The 20,789-nt window shown below is 32.4% G+C and carries 16 protein-coding genes; all 16 read right to left on the bottom strand.

What is annotated here, in order from left to right; translation table 11 throughout:
* Positions 1-9: 9 nt before the first annotated feature.
* Positions 10-1,047 carry a polysaccharide biosynthesis protein gene (locus HHL20_RS01460; protein ID WP_169229429.1) on the bottom strand — a complete coding sequence of 346 codons (1,038 nt, stop codon included), beginning with the start codon at positions 1,045-1,047 and terminating at the stop codon, positions 10-12.
* The gene (gene asnB / locus HHL20_RS01455; protein WP_169229428.1) at positions 1,037-2,863 is read right to left on the bottom strand and encodes an asparagine synthase (glutamine-hydrolyzing); all 1,827 of its coding nucleotides are present in this window, start codon (positions 2,861-2,863) and stop codon (positions 1,037-1,039) included. Before asnB ends, HHL20_RS01460 begins: the two co-directional genes overlap by 11 nt.
* Before the next feature lie 2 nt (positions 2,864-2,865).
* Positions 2,866-3,630: an AglZ/HisF2 family acetamidino modification protein gene (locus HHL20_RS01450; protein ID WP_169229427.1), complete on the bottom strand. Its 765-nt coding sequence runs from the start codon at positions 3,628-3,630 to the stop codon at positions 2,866-2,868.
* 15 nt (positions 3,631-3,645) lie between these two features.
* A complete protein-coding gene (gene hisH, locus HHL20_RS01445; RefSeq protein WP_169229426.1) occupies positions 3,646-4,260 on the bottom strand; it encodes an imidazole glycerol phosphate synthase subunit HisH in 615 nt (204 codons plus the stop codon).
* Positions 4,257-5,399, bottom strand: a complete 1,143-nt coding sequence (locus HHL20_RS01440) for an N-acetyl sugar amidotransferase (RefSeq protein WP_169231088.1) — start codon at positions 5,397-5,399, stop codon at positions 4,257-4,259. Before HHL20_RS01440 ends, hisH begins: the two co-directional genes overlap by 4 nt.
* A gap of 283 nt (positions 5,400-5,682) precedes the next feature.
* Positions 5,683-6,831 carry a glycosyltransferase gene (locus HHL20_RS01435; RefSeq protein ID WP_169229425.1) on the bottom strand — a complete coding sequence of 383 codons (1,149 nt, stop codon included), beginning with the start codon at positions 6,829-6,831 and terminating at the stop codon, positions 5,683-5,685.
* A 9-nt stretch (positions 6,832-6,840) separates the two neighbouring features.
* Positions 6,841-8,229, bottom strand: coding sequence for a right-handed parallel beta-helix repeat-containing protein (locus HHL20_RS01430; RefSeq protein ID WP_169229424.1), 1,389 nt, complete (start codon positions 8,227-8,229; stop codon positions 6,841-6,843).
* A 14-nt stretch (positions 8,230-8,243) separates the two neighbouring features.
* Positions 8,244-9,425 (bottom strand): O-antigen polymerase, encoded by a 1,182-nt coding sequence (locus HHL20_RS01425; RefSeq protein WP_169229423.1) that lies wholly within the window; start codon positions 9,423-9,425, stop codon positions 8,244-8,246.
* Positions 9,426-9,434: 9 nt separating this feature from the next.
* The gene (locus HHL20_RS01420; RefSeq protein ID WP_169229422.1) at positions 9,435-10,658 is read right to left on the bottom strand and encodes an oligosaccharide flippase family protein; all 1,224 of its coding nucleotides are present in this window, start codon (positions 10,656-10,658) and stop codon (positions 9,435-9,437) included.
* Positions 10,655-11,671 carry a Gfo/Idh/MocA family protein gene (locus HHL20_RS19655; RefSeq protein ID WP_317165918.1) on the bottom strand — a complete coding sequence of 339 codons (1,017 nt, stop codon included), beginning with the start codon at positions 11,669-11,671 and terminating at the stop codon, positions 10,655-10,657. Before HHL20_RS19655 ends, HHL20_RS01420 begins: the two co-directional genes overlap by 4 nt.
* On the bottom strand, positions 11,664-12,818 hold the full coding sequence (locus HHL20_RS01410; RefSeq protein WP_169229421.1) for an acetyltransferase: 1,155 nt from the start codon (positions 12,816-12,818) through the stop codon (positions 11,664-11,666). The genes HHL20_RS19655 and HHL20_RS01410 overlap by 8 nt, the downstream gene beginning before the upstream one ends.
* Positions 12,811-14,742: an alpha-ketoacid dehydrogenase subunit alpha/beta gene (locus HHL20_RS01405; protein ID WP_169229420.1), complete on the bottom strand. Its 1,932-nt coding sequence runs from the start codon at positions 14,740-14,742 to the stop codon at positions 12,811-12,813. The genes HHL20_RS01410 and HHL20_RS01405 overlap by 8 nt, the downstream gene beginning before the upstream one ends.
* 6 nt (positions 14,743-14,748) lie before the next feature.
* A complete protein-coding gene (locus HHL20_RS01400; protein ID WP_169229419.1) occupies positions 14,749-15,873 on the bottom strand; it encodes a DegT/DnrJ/EryC1/StrS family aminotransferase in 1,125 nt (374 codons plus the stop codon).
* A 31-nt stretch (positions 15,874-15,904) separates the two neighbouring features.
* Entirely contained in the window at positions 15,905-17,095 is a 1,191-nt protein-coding gene (lhgO, locus tag HHL20_RS01395) for an L-2-hydroxyglutarate oxidase (protein WP_169229418.1), read from the bottom strand.
* A 7-nt stretch (positions 17,096-17,102) separates the two neighbouring features.
* The gene (locus HHL20_RS01390) at positions 17,103-18,395 is read right to left on the bottom strand and encodes a nucleotide sugar dehydrogenase (RefSeq protein ID WP_169229417.1); all 1,293 of its coding nucleotides are present in this window, start codon (positions 18,393-18,395) and stop codon (positions 17,103-17,105) included.
* Positions 18,392-20,788 carry a GumC family protein gene (locus HHL20_RS01385; RefSeq protein ID WP_169229416.1) on the bottom strand — a complete coding sequence of 799 codons (2,397 nt, stop codon included), beginning with the start codon at positions 20,786-20,788 and terminating at the stop codon, positions 18,392-18,394. The genes HHL20_RS01390 and HHL20_RS01385 overlap by 4 nt, the downstream gene beginning before the upstream one ends.
* Between the last annotated feature and the right edge of the window lies 1 nt (position 20,789).

The raw sequence follows: 20,789 nt of genomic DNA, 5'->3' as shown, positions 1-20,789 counted from the left end.
AAACAATATTTAATCGGGATATTGCATTATGTTGTCTTCTCCCAACACCTCTTTTCTTATGAGCGGCAGTTTCATTAAAAGCTTTTTCATTCCTTCTACATCCTGCTGCTGTGTGTTATGAGAATGGTAATCTTCAATTTTAGAAATATCTTCTGTACCTTCTGAAAAATATTGAGCATAATTAAGATCTCTATTGTCGGCAGGAATTCTATAAAAATTGCCCATATCTTCTGCCTTAATCATTTCTTCACGGGTACAGAGCGTTTCATATAATTTTTCGCCATGTCTTGTTCCGATGATTTTTACAGGATTATCAGCCTTAAACATTTCTTTCAAAGCCTGAGCCAGATCGCCGATTGTTCCGGCCGGTGCTTTATTGACGAATAAATCGCCAGGGTTTCCGTGCTCAAAAGCGAATAATACTAAGTCTACTGCTTCTTCCAATGACATCAGGAATCTGGTCATATTGGGATCTGTAATGGTTATGGAATCTCCGTTTTTAATCTGCTTTACAAACAAAGGAATTACCGAACCTCTTGAAGCCATTACATTTCCATATCTTGTAAGGCAAACAACAGTATCGTCAAGATTTCTGGAGGCTGCAATGGCTACTTTTTCCATCATTGCTTTTGAAATGCCCATTGCATTAATAGGATATGCAGCTTTATCAGTACTTAAACAGATTACTTTTTCTACATGATTCTGAACAGCCGCCTCAATGACATTCTGAGTTCCTTCAACATTGGTTTTCACGGCCTGCATGGGAAAGAATTCGCAAGAGGGGACCTGTTTTAATGCAGCAGCATGAAAAACATAGTTTACTCCTCTCATTGCAGGTTCGATGCTTTTATAGTCTCTCACATCACCAATATAAAATTTCAGTTTGTCATTTTTAAACTGATTTCTCATATCATCCTGCTTTTTCTCATCACGAGAAAAAATACGGATTTCTTTAAAATGATCTGTGTTAATAAATTTTCTCAGGACAGCTGTACCGAAAGATCCTGTTCCGCCTGTAATAAGAAGTATTTTATCTTTAATCTGCATTGTGTGTTTTAATTTCTAATTTCATGTTATAAAGCTTTTCCCAAACTGCGATATTATATAGACGCCATTCTAGTTCACGATCTGCTATAAAGGTAAATTTCTTTTTTGAAATTTCCTGTACAATTTTTGAATTATTGATCGTATCAATTATTTCCTGGGATCTCGGCCACCAATATTTCACTGGCGCATCGAAACCAATTTTCTTTTTATTATAGGTAATCTTATCTGGTAAATACTTTTCCAGATTTTTTCTAAGTATGTATTTTGACCAGCCATTTTTTACTTTATACTGATTATTTATTGATAAACATACTTCAACTAAATTATAATCCAGGAATGGGAGTCTGGATTCTATTGAATAGCTCATTGAGTTTTTATCTTCCCATTTTAAAAGTTCTGGCAATTGATCCCTTAATATTTCATCTTTTTGAAGGTTAAATATATTACCATAAGATTTTTCAAGACCAACATTAAAATTAAGATATTTAACATACTTGTTTTTTAGAAAAAAGCTATTCTTTCTTATCCAAAGCTTTCTGATATGAGAAGAAGAAAAAAAAAGGTATAATTGTAATAACTTAAATACTGAAATGTTATACTGATTTTTTATTTTAGAAATGAGACGCAATTTTTTGATTATATCAATATCTTTCAAGTAGGCTATTACATATTTATTATATCCCAATAATATTTCATCCGCACCCTGACCGTCTAAAAGTACTTTAACGCCTAATTTATTTGCTTCTTTCATTAAGAATTTCTGCATGTAGATTGAGATTCCACCGAAAGGCTCTTCGTGCTTAAAGATTACCTCTTCAAAAGTATCTTTAAATTCATCAATTTCCGGAACTATAATATCATGCTTTATTCCTAAAGAACGAGTGGTTATATCAGAAAGTTCACTCTCATCAATTTTCTTGTCTATTGACCCTACAGTAATTGCTACAATATTTAATTTTTTTTGAGGTCCCTCATTTACTTTATTTATAATTGAAGCTACGTATGCGCTGTCTAGTCCGCCACTTAACGCTGTTCCTATTTTAACATCTGATCTAAGTCTTAGATTTATCGATTTTTCAAATTCTTTCTCAAAAATACTTATAGATTCTTCCAGACTCAGATCATTAATTTCTTTCCTAAATTGAACATCATAATATTTATAAATATCAATCTTATTGTCTGTGAGGTTATATACAAGATTATGTGATGGAGGAAGTTTTAATATACCATCAAAAAAAGTTTCGTTGGACTGCTCAGATTTATTTGCAATAAGGTACTGTAAAAGCACCTGCATACTTATTTTTTCGATCTTTTCAATTTCTAAAATAGGTTTTATTTCCGAAGCAAAGATAAATTTATTTTTGTTTGTAAAATAATAAAACGGTTTGATTCCAAACCGGTCGCGTGAACAGAATATTTTATTTTTTTTACGATCAAAAATAGCAAATGCCCACATGCCGTTGAATTTTCCAACACATTCTTCACCCCAGCAATCATAAGCTGTAATCAGGACTTCCGTGTCGGAGTCTGTTTTAAAATGATAACCTTTTTTTATAAGCTCATCTTTCAGTTCAATATAATTGTAAATAGCGCCATTAAAAACCAAAACATATTGATCACCAAGACAAAACGGCTGATTTGCAGACTGGCTTGTATCAATGATTGATAATCTGCGATGTCCAAATCCTATATTTTTATTAATAAAAAAGCCTTCTGCATCCGGACCTCTGTGTGACATTTTATCTGTCATTGTTTTTAGAGTCCCTTCTTTTACCTGTGTATAATCCTTGTATATTATTCCGGCTATTCCGCACATAATTATTTTTGCCTTAGAGCTTCTTTTTCTTCGAAAGAAGGGTAGTTTATTAAAACGGCTCTGTACACGCCTTTAAATACAAACAAACTACCTGCTGCTACTCCAATAATCCCATGCCTGTCAATTACCTGTTTAATATCATTTAAAGAACCTGCCCCTCCTAAAACGGTGAGAGGAAGAGATATCTTTTCTCTTATCTTATCAATTAATGCAATATCATAGCCTTTCATTATGCCATCCTGATCTATAGAATTGATGATGATTTCGCCAGCGCCCAGTTTCTGGGCTTCTTCAGCAAATTTAAAAGGATTAATTCCCGTAGATTTTTTTCCGTTGTGAGTATAAGCTTCATGGCCGCCAAAGAGCTTTTTTTTGACATCGAGTACTACAATTACACTTTGAGACCCCACTCTCTCTGCTATCTGTGTGATGAGTCCCGGATTTTGAAGAACAGCTGATGAAAGTGCTATTTTTTCAATCCCAAGTCCGAATATTTTTTGTGCCTGTTCAACGGTTTTTACACCGCCTCCATAGCAAAGTGGCATTCTAGACTGATTGGCAATTCTTTCAATAAGGCTATAATTTGGTTCTAATCCTTTTACAGTTGCATCAATATCGAAGATGGCAAGCTCGTCAACTTCCTTTTCATTAAATATCCGTACCGCATTAATGGGATCACCAACGTATTTCGGATTTTTGAAGTTTACTGTTTTTACAAGTCCATTATCCTGTATTAGAAGACTGGGTATGATTCTGGGTCTTAACATTCGTGTTACAATGTTTTAAAGTTTGGCAAAATTATGAAGTAAAATTTCGCCGTAGTGGTGACTTTTTTCAGGGTGGAATTGTATTCCGTATTTATTCTCATGGTGTGCTGCTGATGCAAATTCTTCTCCATATTCTGTTACAGCCATTATGTCTTCATTGTTATGACAATGAAAATAATAGGTATGAAGAAAATAAAAAATTGAGTCCTTTTCCAATCCTTTAAACAGCTCCATGTCTTTTACAGGCTTTACATCATTCCAACCCATATGTGGCAGCCGCGTTACCTGATTAATTTTTGTTTCATCAAATTTTTTAACAGTAGCATCAATCCACTTCAATCCTTCTAGTTTTCCTTCATCACTACTGTTTGCCATCATCTGCATTCCTACACAGATTCCAATGACGGGTATTTTTTTATCTAATACTAAATCATCGAGTGTATCGCGCATTCCGGAATTATTAAGCTGGTTCATCGCATGGTCAAAGTGTCCTACTCCTGGAAGAATAAGCTTTTCGGCATCCAGTAAATCGTCTTTTGACTTTGCAATTTTTACGGGAACATCTACTCTTTTGTAAACATTTACAAATGCATTGATATTTCCCACCCCGTAATCAATAATTGTTATCATCTGAATAATCTTTTTTCTAATCCCAATTTTTGCATTGCCTGGGCGCCCAGTTTTATGATTCCCATTTTATTTTTATAGTCTTTGTATGTTTTATTTTCACCTTCAAAGATCTGCTGAAGTTCTTCTTTTGTAAGATCCAGTTTATTGGCTACATACTCAAATTCCCTCTGTAGGAATTCTTCTGATAATTCCGGTCTGGAAACTCTATCTAAAGCTTCTTCTCTGGTCATTTGACCTGTAAGAATAAGTGATGAAAAATGCGCTTTTCTTTTTTGATACCCGAATTTTCTCGGCAGCCAGTAATCTTCATAAAAACGTGTAAATCTGGATTCATGGTGCTTATGCTGAAAAGGCTCCCAACCGAATTTTTCCGTTAAAAGATTTTCTGCATCTTTTTTAATATACGGTACCAGGTTCAAGGGTTTAAAAACTTCCATACCATAAACATATTTATAGTATATTTTATAAGAAAGAATATCAACTAACGGAAAAGTTCTAAGTGGTCTTTTACCAAATTTAGAATGAATATCTTTAACCAATGTAGTATCAATCCCCGGAAAACCGCCCCATTCTTCAGGTTCTCTACAGCATTCCGTGGAGAAATTCCCTCCTGTAAGAACATAATTTATTTTATGTTTTTTTGCGAATTTGTAAAGTGCTGAGAAAAAAGCATAATCCTGAGGTAGATCCTGATCTGAAATCTGAGATTTTAAAAATGCAAGCTGCAAATCTTTCATTTCTTCCCAGTTGATGACTTCAGTAAATAAGTCCAGACCCAATCCATTGATAAGTTTTTCTATATTTCCAACTGCTTTGTCTGTATTCCATCCTGCATCAACATGGAAAATAAGGGGGCGTATTCCCATAATTTCTTTGGCTACATAAGCAGCATACGAACTGTCCAATCCACCACTCAGGCCGATAATACAATCAAAATCTTTATTTTTTGATGTTTTTTTTATTTTATCGGCAATTTTCATTAATTCGTCATAGCCTCTTCCATCTGTATGCCAATTGGGTTCAATATTTTCTTTAAAATTGGTGTAGTAATCACTTTCTCCTTTTTCATTGAAAATTATATGTGGATCTGTAGTATCCATTATTGTTTTGGTACAGATCTGATAGTTTCTATTTGTCATATGTGTCTTATTCGTCATTTGCAAATTTAATTTTTATTTTTTATTGCATCTATAAATTAAGAAACTGTAATAAAATTTATATAAAAAAATGATAATTCCGAATAATAAAGATGGAATTATCTTAAATTACTCCGGAGATAGTATGATAATTTATATTTTAGAGTAAAAAATTGTTAATAATCATATTCCTTCAAATCAATATGGATCGAATCGGAGAGAATTTACTGAAATAAACTAAGACACTCCGATTATTAAATTCACTATTATTTCGCAAAATACTGATTTAATTTAACATTTTACTATAAATCTCTCTAAGCCTTACCTTATAAAGTCTGTAATCATACTTTTCCAAGAAAAATTTTCTGAGTTCATCCTTGTTTATAGTTTGTTCGTTATTGATATAATCATTGATAATTTTATAAAGACTTTCTACATCATAGTAATCTATTGCCCATCCAAATTTATTGGCAATGATTTCGCGAGCAACATCTATTTGTCCTAAACTAACTACTATCGGAGTACCTACCATTAGACAGTCATAGTATTTTGTCGGTAGTGCATAAACATTATTTCTAAGCTCTGGATCATATAGCTGAGGTACCAGCAGAGCTTCTTTCATTATTGACAAAGCATCTATATAAGGTATTTTTTTCAGATAAGTTATATTGTTGTGCTGCTTAAAAAAATTCAAGTATTTCTCGTCCCTAATATCTCCTGCAAAAACAAATAATAATCTGGGGTCATTTTTTTTAATGAGATCAAAAAGAATTTTTTCACCTCTTGTTTCAGAAAAATATCCTATTACCGGAATTATAAATTTATCTTTTGGAAGATTATATTTTAAATATATATCATTTTGCTTTACTTGTTCAATGCTATCTTCAGTAGAATTAGGAAGAATTAGGAACTTATTATTTTTCAATTTAAATAATCCATAATAAATAAAATACTGTCTGTCCGGAAATATTACAAAATCCGAGGCCTTGATGAATATATTATCAATTAGCCTTATTAAAAAATTAATGGTCTTATTAATTCTATAACTATCTGCAGCATAATCTCTTGGATCGTAAATCACTTTACATTTCCAGTTGATAAAATACTTGTATACAAGTGCTGGAAATATTGTATAAAAAGTAAAAGCAACTATAAAATTTGATTTTTTCTGAAGCAATTGTTTAAACAACCACCATTGGAATTTAATAAATAATAAGAGCGCTGAAAAGCTCCTAGGACTAGCTGTTTCTGCAAAAGCATCGAATTGCAATCCTTTATAAAGTTCTTCATCAGGCGGATTTCTTTTTTCTCCCGAACGAGCCCAATACAGAAAATTAATTTCTCCAAATACATCTTTTGAAGCTTTTAAGACACGTATTATTGTAGTGGTAGAATCAAAATAATCGGCAAATAAAAATAAACCTTTTTTCTTCATCACATTAATTTAAGGTTGATTTAAGTTTTTTGAACCACTAAGTTTGGAGTCGAATTGATTCCCGGTAAATTCTTTAAACTTTGTTTTTTTCTCGGAAAATCTGGCACCAGAATCTCTGGCACCTATAAATTTATTATTTTTCAAGATCATTGTATTTTGATTTCCATAAGGAATATATAATGCGTATTGGGTGTATTTGGGATTACCTTGTACATAATTGTTTGTAATACTTCTGTTTTCTCCATTCTGAATAAAGATCCCGGAACTAAGTCCATTTTTATCAATACCTTCTATCCCTGTATTTATAATAATATTGTTGTCTATATTGATATTTTTCCCGGAACCCTCATCAAAAATACCATTCTGTTTTGTATCTTCTATCCTGTTTTGATAAATGGTAAGATTATGATTATCTTTAAGATATATACCTGCTCTTTTTGTATTTTGAATTTTATTACCTGAAACTTTACTGTTTTTCGAAACTCTCATATTAATACCATCCTGGCCTGTATTTTTTATAGTATTACTCTCAATTAAGACGTTTTCGGCATATACTTCACTTCCTTCGGTATTGGTAACCAGTATACCATCCCCTAATTCTGTATCTGAAACGCTATTGTTTTTTATAATTATATTTTTACTTATTCCAAAGCCTATTATTTTATTTCTATTCTGGATTTTTATTCCTGAGCCTTTGACATTAGTAATGCGATTATTCTCTATAGTAATATTCGAGCATGAGGTGTCAATATAAATACCGTGTTCAAGAGGAAGATTAAATATTTGATTATTTTTAAGAATTACCTTATTGCTTCCCTCCGCAATAATGATCCCTTGTGAGCTGTTGGTTATTCTATTATTGATAATTTTAATTTCTTCACCCCCCAAAGCAACACCTGTCATATCTTTCTGATAATTTTCAGCATTGTTTAATCCCGGACCTTCACAATAATTATTTTCAAAAAGTATATTTTTCACATTTCTTAAGCCAGATATAGGTGAATATGAAAAATTAAAAAAATTATTCTTTTTTATTGTCAGGTTTTTGGTTCCTAAACAATAGATACCTACGGCAAGGGAAGAAGAGGTTGGTATATAATCGTTACCGTATCCTTTCAAAATAATTCCGGTGATTGATATATTTTCTTTTTCAGCACAATCAAAAATAGGGCTTTCGGGTAATGACTGTATAATTGTTGTACCATTACCTATAATGGTTTGATTATCCTTCAAATAAAGAGTACCTTTAATTGTATAAATTTTATCTGATGGAAATTCCACTCGATTTTTACCGTAAAGCAAAGTCTGTAGATATTTGGTGTCATCATCAAAACCGGCAGCCAATATACTTTCTGATATTAAAAATATTAATAGTGTACAGATAATTTTCTTAAACATTATAGATTTTAAATTTATTTAAATTTAACAAACTTAATCATTAAATAAAATAATATATATCCGTTACTAAACAGATTTCCTATTAAGCCTGAATTAAAAAGACTATAAAATAATAAAGGAATGATACAAATAACAGCTATATTCTTGGTATTGATAAAGTCTTTTGCCATTTTTCCTACAATCAAAGAAAATACAAAAACACCGATGTAGCCGTAATTAATAAAAGCTTCTATGAGATAAAACTGATTAGCATTTCCGGTCTCACTCCCACCGAATTGACTTTGATACAATACTCTCTCAAAGTTTATCCTTTCCAGTCCGAATAAAGATGACAATAAGCTACTTGTTGCTCCATACAGATATTCACCATTAAAACTATTTGAAAAAAAGAGATCAAGCCCTTGATATGCAGTGATTACGGGCACCGCAACAATCCTCCAGATAACAGCCTCTGAAACTGTAGAAGGAATATGATAAATACTAAAAAATGGTTCATCTCTTATTACTTCAATAGCATCAAACTTCGAGAGGGTGAACATTAAAATGATAATTGCTATAATAGCACCTCCGCTTATTAGTAAATATGTTTTCTTATTTTTGGATTTATAATAAAAAAACAGAAAAAGAGGGATAGCAATCTTTAGAAAATATGCCTTTTCCAAAAAAGAAATAGAATATAAAATAAAAGCAATTAAGTATATATATCTGTTTTTATTTTTGTATAAAAAAGCCCTTATAATTACAAATGGAAAAAATGTACTGTCAATCAATGTTATTAAATAGCTAAAAATAATCTCAAACCCTTTTCGATCTTTTAGAAATCCTTCTCTCAGTCCGAAAAGATCCTCCTGACTAGCACCTCTTAAGGAAGCTAAAATAGGTAACTCACCTGCAGTAACTACAATCAGCAAAACTACTATGATATAAAAAAGGAATACATATCTGCTGAATATATCTCCATTTATAACCAAATATTTTCTTTTAACTTCGGGAAAAAAATTAATGTAAAAAGAGGTAAGAAAGCCTAAAATAGACAAAATTGTAATCCCCGCCAATGTACCGGCAATTTTGTCATTTGCAGGATTTCCCATAAAAAAAAGAGGAATTATACAATAAAAAATTAAAAATACTGCACTATATCCAATTGCAAATGATCGTTTAGTCTTTTTAATATTTACCTCAAGTGTACCAAGCATAATTATTAATTACGTTATTATATTTTTCATAATATAGTAATAAATACCATATAATATTGTTTCATGAATAACATATATCCACAATAATGTTTTAATTGGAAAAAAACTACCTATTATAAAAATCCCCATGGTTGTAAAAAAATAAATGGTTTGCCATTTAGCAACTTTACTCAATTCTTTTTTAACAATTAAAATTGTACTAAGTGGAGAAACGACAAATTTAATCATAGACGCCAAGGCGATAATTCCGATAAATTCTCCGGCTTCCTTCCAAGCATTTCCAAAAACAAAAACTGTCAATTCTTTACCTAAAAAAAATAAAGGTAAAAAAATAAAGATTGATATGAGACTTAAAATATACGTACTGTTTAAAAATGTTTTTTTAATAAGATCACTTTTTCCTTCATTATAATAATCAGAAAGATTTTTGAAATATACTTGTCCTATAGCAGTACTTATTACAGATATTGGGGCTGTAAGTACTCTGTTTGATATAGAATAAGAACCTAATGTTGATGATGAATAGAATTTCTTTATAAAAAAAACAGGTGCATAGCTGCTTATCGTATTCATCATGGATGATGGTAATATCAGCAAGGGAAATTTCTTATAAGTAATTGCCAGGCTTTTAATTTCACGAATATTAATACTACGAAAATAGATTAAAAAGTTCAATAAGAACATTAAACAACAAAAGAGTCCTCCCAATAGAAAGCCATAAATTAATCCATATTCATGGTTATAGAAAATAAAGCTTCCGGAAACAATTATTACAGATTGAAGAATTCTAACAAAATTTAGCTTTTTATATTTTTTGGTCCTATTATACCAATAGGACAAAATATTATAACAAGTCGTAAAAAAGATTGAAAAAGGTATTAGGTGATAAAATGTATCTAATTCAATAAAGAAACTAAGAATTAAAAAAACAGCTTCACATAAGCAGCTTATTGATAAAGAAATGAGCGTTATCAATTTTACTATATTTATCGCGTCATAATCTTTTTCGGGAAGAACAATTGCAAACTCATACATTCCTGAAGCACACATCCCAATAATGACCGAGAACGCCATAAAAATAGCTAGATCACCAAAATTAACCGGTGAATAAATTCTTGCTAATAAGGGACTAAAGAGTACCGGAACAAATTGGCTTATTCCGGTACCTATCATTAACTTAAGAGAACTCGTTATACTTGATGACCTGAGTACACCTTGCAGTTTTTCTTTCATGAATTCTTTTTAAAGGCATATATCCTTTCAATTATGTCTACTACTTTCAGACCTTCCAGCGCATTGGTAGTAATCGTATTTCTTTCCTTTAGAACATCCACTACATTTTCAATAATGTAATGATGGTTCGCAGCAGAGCCTTTATATGCTCCATAATCATTCCCTGGATTTGTAGGAGGCAACTCTGGCAATACATAATCTTTGACATTACAGATTTCTACCTTATCCATATATTGGCCGCCAATCTTTACGGACCCATTTTCTGCAATAATAGTCATTGAACTTTCAAGATTTTGGCTCCATACGGAAGTAGAATAATTTAAAGAACCCATTCCTCCTTCTACGAAATCAAAGTTTACAAAGCCTGAGTCTTCAAAATCAGTAAGATCTTTATGGTTAAAATCGGCAAATTTACCCTGAATATTAGTAATGTCTCCAAATAACCAATACATAATATCAATGAAATGAGAAAACTGGGTAAAAAGAGTTCCTCCGTCAAGCTCCAGCTTACCGTGCCATGATTCAGGCTTATAGTATCTGTCATCCCGATTCCAATAGCAATTGAGCTGAACCATATATATTTCTCCCAATCTACCGCTTTCTATCATCTCTTTGATCCAGACAGAGGGTGGCGAATACCTGTTCTGCATTACTGCAAAAATTTGCTTATGCTTATGTAATGCCTGAAAAATAAGCTTTTCAGCATGTTGTTTTTTTAATGCCATCGGTTTTTCTACAACAACATGTTTACCAGAAGAAATCACTTTATAAGCTTGTTCAAAATGAAAGCCATTGGGTGATGCAATATTTATAACATCCGTTTCAATTTCGGATTTTAAAAAATCATCTAACGATGAGAAAAAAGGAACATTATAACTTTCAATTCCTAAGACTGATTTTTCTTTTATATCTATAAGCGCTACCAGTTCACATTCAGGGTTTCTGGATATCATTTCCGCGTGTCTTTTGCCAATATGGCCACAGCCGACAACCGCAAATTTTATTTTATTCACCTGTATTAATTTTTTTTATTTCAAATTTTGTTGTGTTTCTTAAAATGCTGTAAGCGGAAATATTTCTTTGCACAATACATCCTGAGGCAATTATGCTATTGCTTTCAATATTAACTCTTGGCTCTATAAAGATGCCCGTACCAAATTTAATTTCATCGCCAATGGTACAGCTTCCGGAAAAAACAACCGATGGACCGAATGTATTATGGTTTCCCAGTTTGTTATGATGTTCAAAACTGCAGTAAGATGAAACAACATTATTATTGCCAATTTCAACGAATGGACCTATTCTGGTATTGGCAAAAAAGATATTTCCTTCACCTAAATTTACAAAATTGCTTATAATACATGTAGGATGAAAAATATTAGCTATAGAAAGGTCGTTTTCTTTAAGTAAATCAAACCATTTTTTTCTTTCAGCAATGTTTCCTGAGAAAGATATGATGATCTCATCAAACATCTGGTCTTTAAAATCTTTTACAATATTCTCAATAGAAAGCTGTTTTATTTCTATCCCTAACAGTTTTTTTCCTATGATATTCTGATTACCGTCGTACAATACAACAGGATTGATATTTTTAAGTTCAAAAACAGTATCCAAAAGCTGGAGGGCTGCTTTTCCTGCACCAATAATAGCCAGTCTTTTCTGTCCGTTATTAACTTTAAAGTCCAAAGTACCGGAGTAGTAAAATCCAATATCCTGAAAAGTATGTTTTTTATTTTTGCTTAGATAATCTGAAACAATTTCTTCGGAAACAATTTCCTCTGTAAAAACACCGGGATCAATATTGTTTTCTTCAATTAATTTCTGTGCTTTTTTAGTAATAATTCTATCCTGATTTATGTGAATACCAGATTCTAGTTCAGTACTATTATTTTCTGTGAAAATATTGTTAAAATCAGTTATTGGGTTTTCGGAAACTACAGCTAATAAATAACCTATTTTATAGTTTTTTCTAAGCGCAAGTGTAGGGTTATAATAAATATAACCTTCATGATCAGATTCCCCGTCAAAGTCTGCTTTAGAAGATTCATAAGAAAAAATTACATCTCCTTTATTTATTTTATCCCCGTTTTGGAACAATATGGAAGTAACAAGATATTCATTGTCACTTACGTTAATCTGCTCAATAAAATACTTATTCATAAATAAATTTTTTAATCTCGTTAAAAATTATGTTCTTATTTGGGATGGTTGTTATTTCTGCTTCTTTGGCACAAGGAATTAAACTTTCATTAGAAATTCGTACTGCTTTGTTTATTTGTATTTTATGTTCCACAAAATATGAGAAGATTTCTCCCGACAATCCAGCGTATTTCGATCCTTCTTCAACAATACAAATGTTTTTTGTTTTTGCCACACTGTTTACCACTTCATTAATATTGAATGGAGAAATCTGAATAGGACATATTATCTCAGGGAAAATTTCCTCGATTATCAAATCATCAATAGATGCAAGTACTTCATCCAACATCCCTCCATAACAAAGTATTGTTACATTAGGTTTTATTTTTGTCGGACTGAATATCAAAGTCGGAAACTCCTCTTGTGTTTTAGAAATTTCATATCCTTTCAGATCTTTCCAAAATATTTCTTTAGTGTACGAAATTTTATCTTCGATAATTAAAGTTAAAATGTCATTATGCTGATATAAAGTTTTAAAAATATTTTTCGGATCATAAAACGAATTCAATGCTAAAACCCTTGTATTTGGGATAAACAGGAAGTGTTTTTCGATATTTTGTGAATGTGTAGGTCCGTATCCTCTTCTTCCTCCCATTGGGGTTCTAATAATCATAGGGAGTTCAACTTTTTGTCCGAACATTTCGGGAATTTTTGATCCTTGCTGTAATATCTGATCGAAAGCCAGTGTCAGAAAATCACCAAACATGATTTCCGCAATAGATTTATACCCATTCAATGCGGATCCTATTGCAAACCCAACAATGGAACTCTCACAAATAGGGGTATTAAAAACTCTGTTTTTATATTTTTCACTTAATTTCTCAGACACTTTGAAGGCTCCTCCGTAGTTACCTGGCGTATGTTCTGTAGTCTGCATAATGTCTTCACCCAAAAAGAGTGAATTTTCTTTTGCCAGAAATATGTCAAGCCCTTCATTGATAAGCTTGTTTATTCTTTTTCCTATTTTTTCTGAGGTTATCTTTTCCTTATCAGCTTTTTCATTGAAAATTGAAATATGTTTTCTCATTGAACTAAGCGACTCTTCAGCAGACAGCTCTTCAAGATATTTATATAGCAATTCTTTGGCAGAATTTTCATATTCGATTGCTTTAGCAGAATGATTTTTATAGAAAACATGTATTGGATCTATACATACAAACTTCTCAATCTCAGCAGCATCTCTGTTATCATCACCTTTTGAGTGTGAGTTTAGCCTGTAACATTCAATTTCCAAGAAGACGGGCTGTCCTTCTCTTGTTTTGGCTATTGCTTCCAGTACTGCTTTTTCAAAATCAGAGGCCCATATTGAAGTTTTTATATATGTTACACCAAAGCCTTCAACCCTATTCTTTATTTCTCCTTTCTTAATCATTTTAAAAGGAGTTGACTGTGCATATCCGTTATTTTCCATTACAAACAGCGTCGGTGAAGCATATATAGCAGCAAGATTAAGAGCTTCATATACAATCCCTTCTCCCATAGTGCCATCACCAAGGAAAACTATAGAAATATTGTCATTCTTTTTTAGTTTATTGATATAAGCATATCCAACAGCAACAGGCGCTAAGCCTCCTTGGATTCCATTACTTATAAAATTATCATTGTAAAGATGCTGGCTTCCCCCGATCCCTGATGAAATACCACACTTTTTCCCTAACATTTCAGCAAGCAAAAGCTTTACATCACCACCAACAGAAATGAAATGACCATGTCCCCTGTGATTGGAAAATACCCTGTCACCTTTTTTAAAGTTCTCAGAAATCGCTACTGCAATAGTTTCCTGGCCGACACATGTATGAACTGTACCATTAAGAGTTCCTTTTGAAAATTGATCCAAAAGGAGCTTTTCAAATTCCCTTATAAGTATTGCCTTAGAATAATCCATGATTAATTATTTAAAAAAGTTTTTAATCTCAGAAATTATATAATCTGAAACTTGCTGATTAAATTCTGTATGAATAGGGAGAGAAATTACTTCTGAACAAAGCTTTTCTGTAACCGGCAGGCTAAAGCCCTCTTCAACATATTGTTTAAAAGCCTCTTGACTGTATAATGGAAGAGGATAATAGATCATGCTTGGAATATCTTTCCCTGCAAGATATTGCTGCAGTTCATCTCTTTTCCCATTTTTCACTTTTAGCGTGTATTGATGGAAAACATGAGTAGCATTTTTTGCCCTTTCAGGAACCTGGATTTCAGGTATTTCTTTAAGGTTTTCATCATAATATCCAGCCATTTGATTTCTAGAAGCTGAGTAATGATCGAGATGTTTTAATTTTACATTTAATACAGCTGCCTGAATCGTATCAAGTCGGGAGTTACAACCCAACACTTTATGATAGTATTTTTTCTGCTGTCCGTGATTCGCAATCATTCTGATTTTTAAAGCCAGATCATCATCATTCGTCATTAATGCTCCACCGTCTCCGTAGCATCCCAGATTTTTGGATGGAAAAAAGGAGGTACAGCCGATATGACCTATTGTTCCCGTTTTATTTGAAGTTCCGTCTGAAAATGTATAATCTGAGCCGATAGCTTGAGCATTATCTTCTATAACATATAGATTGTGTTTTTCAGCAAATTGCATCACTTTCTCCATGTCCGCACTTTGACCATATAAGTGAACGGGAACAATGGCTTTCGTTTTCGGAGTAATATAATCTTCCAACCCTTCAATAGCAATATTGAATGTATCTTCATCAACGTCCACCATGATAGGTTTTAGTCCTAAAAGTCCGATTACTTCAGCAGTAGCTACGTAGGTAAAAGCAGGACAGATTACCTCATCTCCCGGTTTTAAATCCAATGCCATCATTGCGATTTGTAAGGCATCCGTCCCATTTGCACACGGAATCACATGTCTCACATTAAGATATTTTTCAAATTCCTGTTGGAATTCTTTTACCGCAGGTCCATTAATAAACGCAGTAGTATCAATACATTCCTGAATTCCGGCATTTACTTCATCTTTTATTTTTTCATATTGACTTTTTAAGTCAACCATCTGAATTTTCATACAATTTGTTTTTATCTGAGTGTTTTAAGTATTAGTTTTCTATTAATTCGCTGATTTTTTTTCCGATGGAGAGGCAGGATGTTGCAGCCGGTGAAGGTGCATTTCTTACATGAATTATATTGTTATTTTTTACAATATCAAAATCATCAATCAAATTTCCGTCTCTGTCGCATGCCTGTGCACGGACTCCTGCTCCTCCGGGAATAAGATCACTTTCCCGAATCTCGGGAATCAATTTCTGCAACGCTTTGGTAAAAGCAGATTTTGATAAAGAGCGATGCATTTCTCCCAGCCCTGTTTTGCCATATTTAGCTACAATTTTTCTAAAACCCGGCCATAAAAGAGTCTGCTTGGTTTCATTAAAATCAAAATCAAAAAAATGATAGCCTTCTTTTCTAAAGGCGAGAACAGCGTTAGGTCCACATTCGATATTTCCATCGGTCATCCTTGTAAAATGAACTCCCAAAAAAGGAAAGTTTGGATCCGGAACAGGATAAATCAAATGTTTAACCAAATATTTTTTCTCATCTTTAAGCTTATAATATTCACCACGAAAAGGAATAATAATGACATCATTCTTATTGTTGGTCATTTTAGTAACCTTATCAGAATATAATCCTGCACAGGAGATCAGCTTTTTTGTTTTGAATTCGGAAGTGCTGGTTGTAACAATAATTTCAGAATTTGTATCAATGATATTTTTAACCTCATTATTAAAACTGATTTCACCTCCTAATTCTTCAAAAAGTTCTTTAATCTTATTTGCGATTCCGGGATAATCTATAATTCCTGTCTGTGGAACTTTTATGGCCTTTATCCCCTCACAATGAGGCTCAATTTCACGAAATTCATCTCTTGAAAGATATTTTAGATTCTGAAGACCATTTTCAACTCCTCTTTTATAAATATTATCCAAAAGTGGTAATTCTTCCTGTGAAGTCGCTACAATAATCTTTCCGCAAAGATCATACTTAATTCCGTATTCTTTAGCAAAATTAATAACAGTGTTATAACCTTCGATACAGTTTTTTGCTTTTAAACTTCCCGGCTTGTAATAGATCCCACTATGAATTACACCACTGTTGTGTCCAGACTGATGCATGGCTACATTATTTTCCTTTTCTAAAATTAAAATTTTAGAATCTGGATTTTTAGTTTTTGCCTGATATGCTGTGGCTAATCCTACTAAACCCGCACCAATAATAATGACATCGTAGTTCATGCTTTTTTTATAATCTTGCGTCTACTAAGTTTCGGTCAAAACAAGCTTTAGTATCAAAAACTACGGCATTATTTTTTTTCAGCTGTTCAAGATCCAGCTGTATAAATTCATTATGGGAAACAGCAACGATAATGGAATCATACTTCTTTCCTTCAATCAAGGCATCTAATATTGTTACTCCATATTCGTGTATTATCTCATCTTTATCAGCCCAAGGATCATAGATATCTACATTTATCCCATATTCTTTAAGCTCTGTATAAATATCTATTACTTTGGTATTTCTTATATCAGGGCAATTCTCCTTAAAGGTTACCCCTAAAATAAGAGCTTCTGAATCTTTGATAATACCTCCTTTTGCAATAAGAAGTTTTACCACTTTAGAAGCAATAAATTTGGCAATAGAATCATTTACACGCCGGCCAGACAGTATCACATCCGGATGATAACCCAGCTGTTCTGCTTTATGGGCAAGATAGTATGGATCAACGGAAATACAGTGTCCGCCTACTAATCCGGGTTTATATTTCAGAAAATTATATTTTGTACCTGCTGCTTCTAAGACATCATGGGTATCAATCCCTATTCTATCGAAAATTAATGCCAATTCGTTTACAAAAGATATATTCACATCCCTTTGCGCATTTTCTATTGCTTTAGAAGCTTCTGCTACTTTGAGGCTTGGTGCTTTATGTGTACCTGCTGTAATGATTTTTCTGTAAAGACTATCTACTTGTTCTGCTGTTTTTTCCGTAGACCCTGATGTAACCTTTTTAACATTCGTAAGCGTATTTATTTTATCTCCCGGGTTTATTCTTTCCGGAGAATATCCTACAAAAAAATCTTTATTGTATTGTAATCCTGAATATTTTTCAAGTACAGGAACACATTCTTCTTCGGTACAACCAGGAAAAACTGTAGATTCATAAATAACAATGTCGTCTTTTTTAATAATGCTTCCCAACATTTTTGAAGCGGAAATTAAGGGATTAAGATCCGGAGCATTATACTTGTCAATTGGTGTGGGAACAGTTACAATATAAATATTTGATGAAGCAATATCAGACAATTCATTAGTTGCCCTATATCCTATTATTCCATTTGTTTCATTGTATTTTTTCAAGCTATCGTTAAGCTTTGTTCTATCTGCTTCAAGAGTAATATCACTACCTTGATTAAGCTGATGAACTCTTATAGGGTTAATATCAAATCCCAATACAGGATAATGACCCGCAAACTCCAGAGATAAAGGCAAGCCAACGTATCCCTGTCCTATAACAGCTATTTTATATGGTATCATCTTTGTGTAAATTTATCTTTAATTTTTTCTATCCATGTTTTTTCATGGATATTGTTATATCCATAGCCATATTTATTATTATATCCTAAGTTTTCCCTGTTTACATCATTCAGAACAAAACCTACATTTTTGATCTTATTCTGATCAATATTTGTATTAGCGAATTTCAATAAAGACTTTTCTGTGTATTTGGATCTTGAAACATAAATCGTCATATCAGCCAACTCTGCAATAAGGAATGTATCTGTAACAAGGAGCAGTGGTGCAGTATCCAAAATAATATAATTATATTTTTCTTTTAAGGCTTCAAGTAGTGCTTCGTAACGGCCATTGGAAAGTAATTCTGCAGGATTCGGCGGTATCATTCCTGAATATATAACATCAAGATGAGGATTAAATGAAGAAACGTGAACGATGTCATCCAATTTTGTATCATCGGAATAAAGATATTCTGTAAGTCCTACAAGACCTTTTCTGGCAGGATTATATCTTTGCAATTGCGGATTCCTAATATCTGACCCTATAATGATTGCTTTTTTCTTAGGATTAGCTAAAGTTAAAGCTAGATTTACAGAAGTAAATGTTTTTCCTTCGCCCTTTACAGTAGAAGTAACAAAAATAGTTTTCCCTTTATTATCTTTAGGAAGCATAAAATTCATATTAGTAATAAGAATTCTGAATGCTTCTGCCATAGGAGTAACATCATTTACTTTTACAATTTCAGAATCCTCACTTTCGAGGCTTGGTAATTCTGCAATAACAGGTGCATGTACCAGACTTTCCAAATCATGTTTTGTTTCAATTTTGTTATTGAGTAATTCTCTTAAATATATAATAATAAATGGAATCACTAAACCTATAAATAAGGAAGTGAGCAGTACAATATTTCTTTTTGGTGCAATAGGTATATCAGATGCATATGCTTTATCAATAACTCTTGCCTTTGGAGCGGTAATTGATTGTGCGATAGCCGTTTCTTCTCTTTTCTGTAATAAAAGAAGATATAAGTTTTCCTTTATCTGCTGCTGCCTTTCAATACTCCTGAACATCTTCTCTATAGAAGGAATTTTTGAAATTTTTCCGGCAACCTTATTTTGTTCTCCAATGTATTCATTTCTTGCAAGCTCCAATCCTGTCTTATTTCTTTGAAGACTTTGCATAATTGAATTTCTCATGGATTGAATTTGTTTGGTAACATCCACTATAACAGGGTTATCTGGTGTTCCGGATTCCAGCAACCGGTTTCTATGTATTACTAATTGATTATAAGAAGAGATTCCTGATACTGCTTCAGGGTTATCCAGCCCTACATTTGCTGGCAATACCTGATATTGTCCTTGATTAGAAACAAATCCGATCAATGAATTGGTAAGTTCAAGCTGAGCATCAATTTCCAGTTGTTTCGCTCTTGCAGTAGCAGAACTTTCAAGATTTATTTTTGCTTCAGTTTCAAGATCTGTAAGATTATTTTTTGATTTAAAATTTTCCTTCTGATTTTCAACTTCCCCCAACTCTCCCGAAAGCTTTTTTATTCTATCCTCAATAAAGTCAAGAGTTTTCTCTGATTCAATATTTTTATCCAATATGGCGTCGTTATTGTAAACTGTAACGAGATTATTCAGTATATCCTCTGCTTTCGAAATCTGGGGGTATTTAAACTCCATATTTAAAACAGTGGCATCTTTAGAGAGAAGCGAAACATTCAAGGCAGCCTGTAAACTATTAACAGCATTTTCTAATGATGAAATCTGAAGTTCCAGATTTTTTGTATCAATCCCTTTTACCGATAATGGGTTGAACTGAGGATTTTTAATAATAATAATATTTGCAAAAGGAAGGCCTATTGTTTTTCCATAGGTTGTAATAATTTCTTTTTTTAATTCATCTGAAAATAGAATAAGTTTTTCTCCTTCAATTTTAAGGTTTATTATATTAACAGGCGCATTATTCTGTTTTTCGGAAATAATTTTTACTTGTATCGGCGATGTATCCTTATATAATTCTACAGCGGTTATTTTTCCTTTTGCTATAACATTTGTCTGGAGATTTTTATTAATAACAACCTCCCGCATCATTTTTTTTGACTTTAGAATTTCTATCTCATTAGCAATACTGTTTGTCTTTAAACCACCAAAACTTGTTAAATCCGGTAATAATCCAAGCTCATTATTTACAGGAGAGGAGGAATTTTTTGCATCTTTAATCAATACGGTAGACTGTACATTATAAATAGGAACCATGAATTTCAAAGCAATATAGCCTATCACAAATGCAGTGAATGCACTTACTATAAACCACGGCCATTTTCTCAAATAAGGTCTTATAATCTCATTGATATCAATACTATTTGATTCATTTACTTGTAAATTTCCTGGAGTGTTTTGGTTATTCATC

Origin of the sequence: Chryseobacterium cheonjiense (genome assembly GCF_012927265.1) — a bacterium.
In the GTDB taxonomy this organism is placed as follows: Bacteria; Bacteroidota; Bacteroidia; order Flavobacteriales; family Weeksellaceae; genus Chryseobacterium; species Chryseobacterium cheonjiense.
The sequence above is the reverse complement of the archived record's forward strand: the minus strand, read 5'-3'. Positions and strand labels throughout refer to the sequence as shown.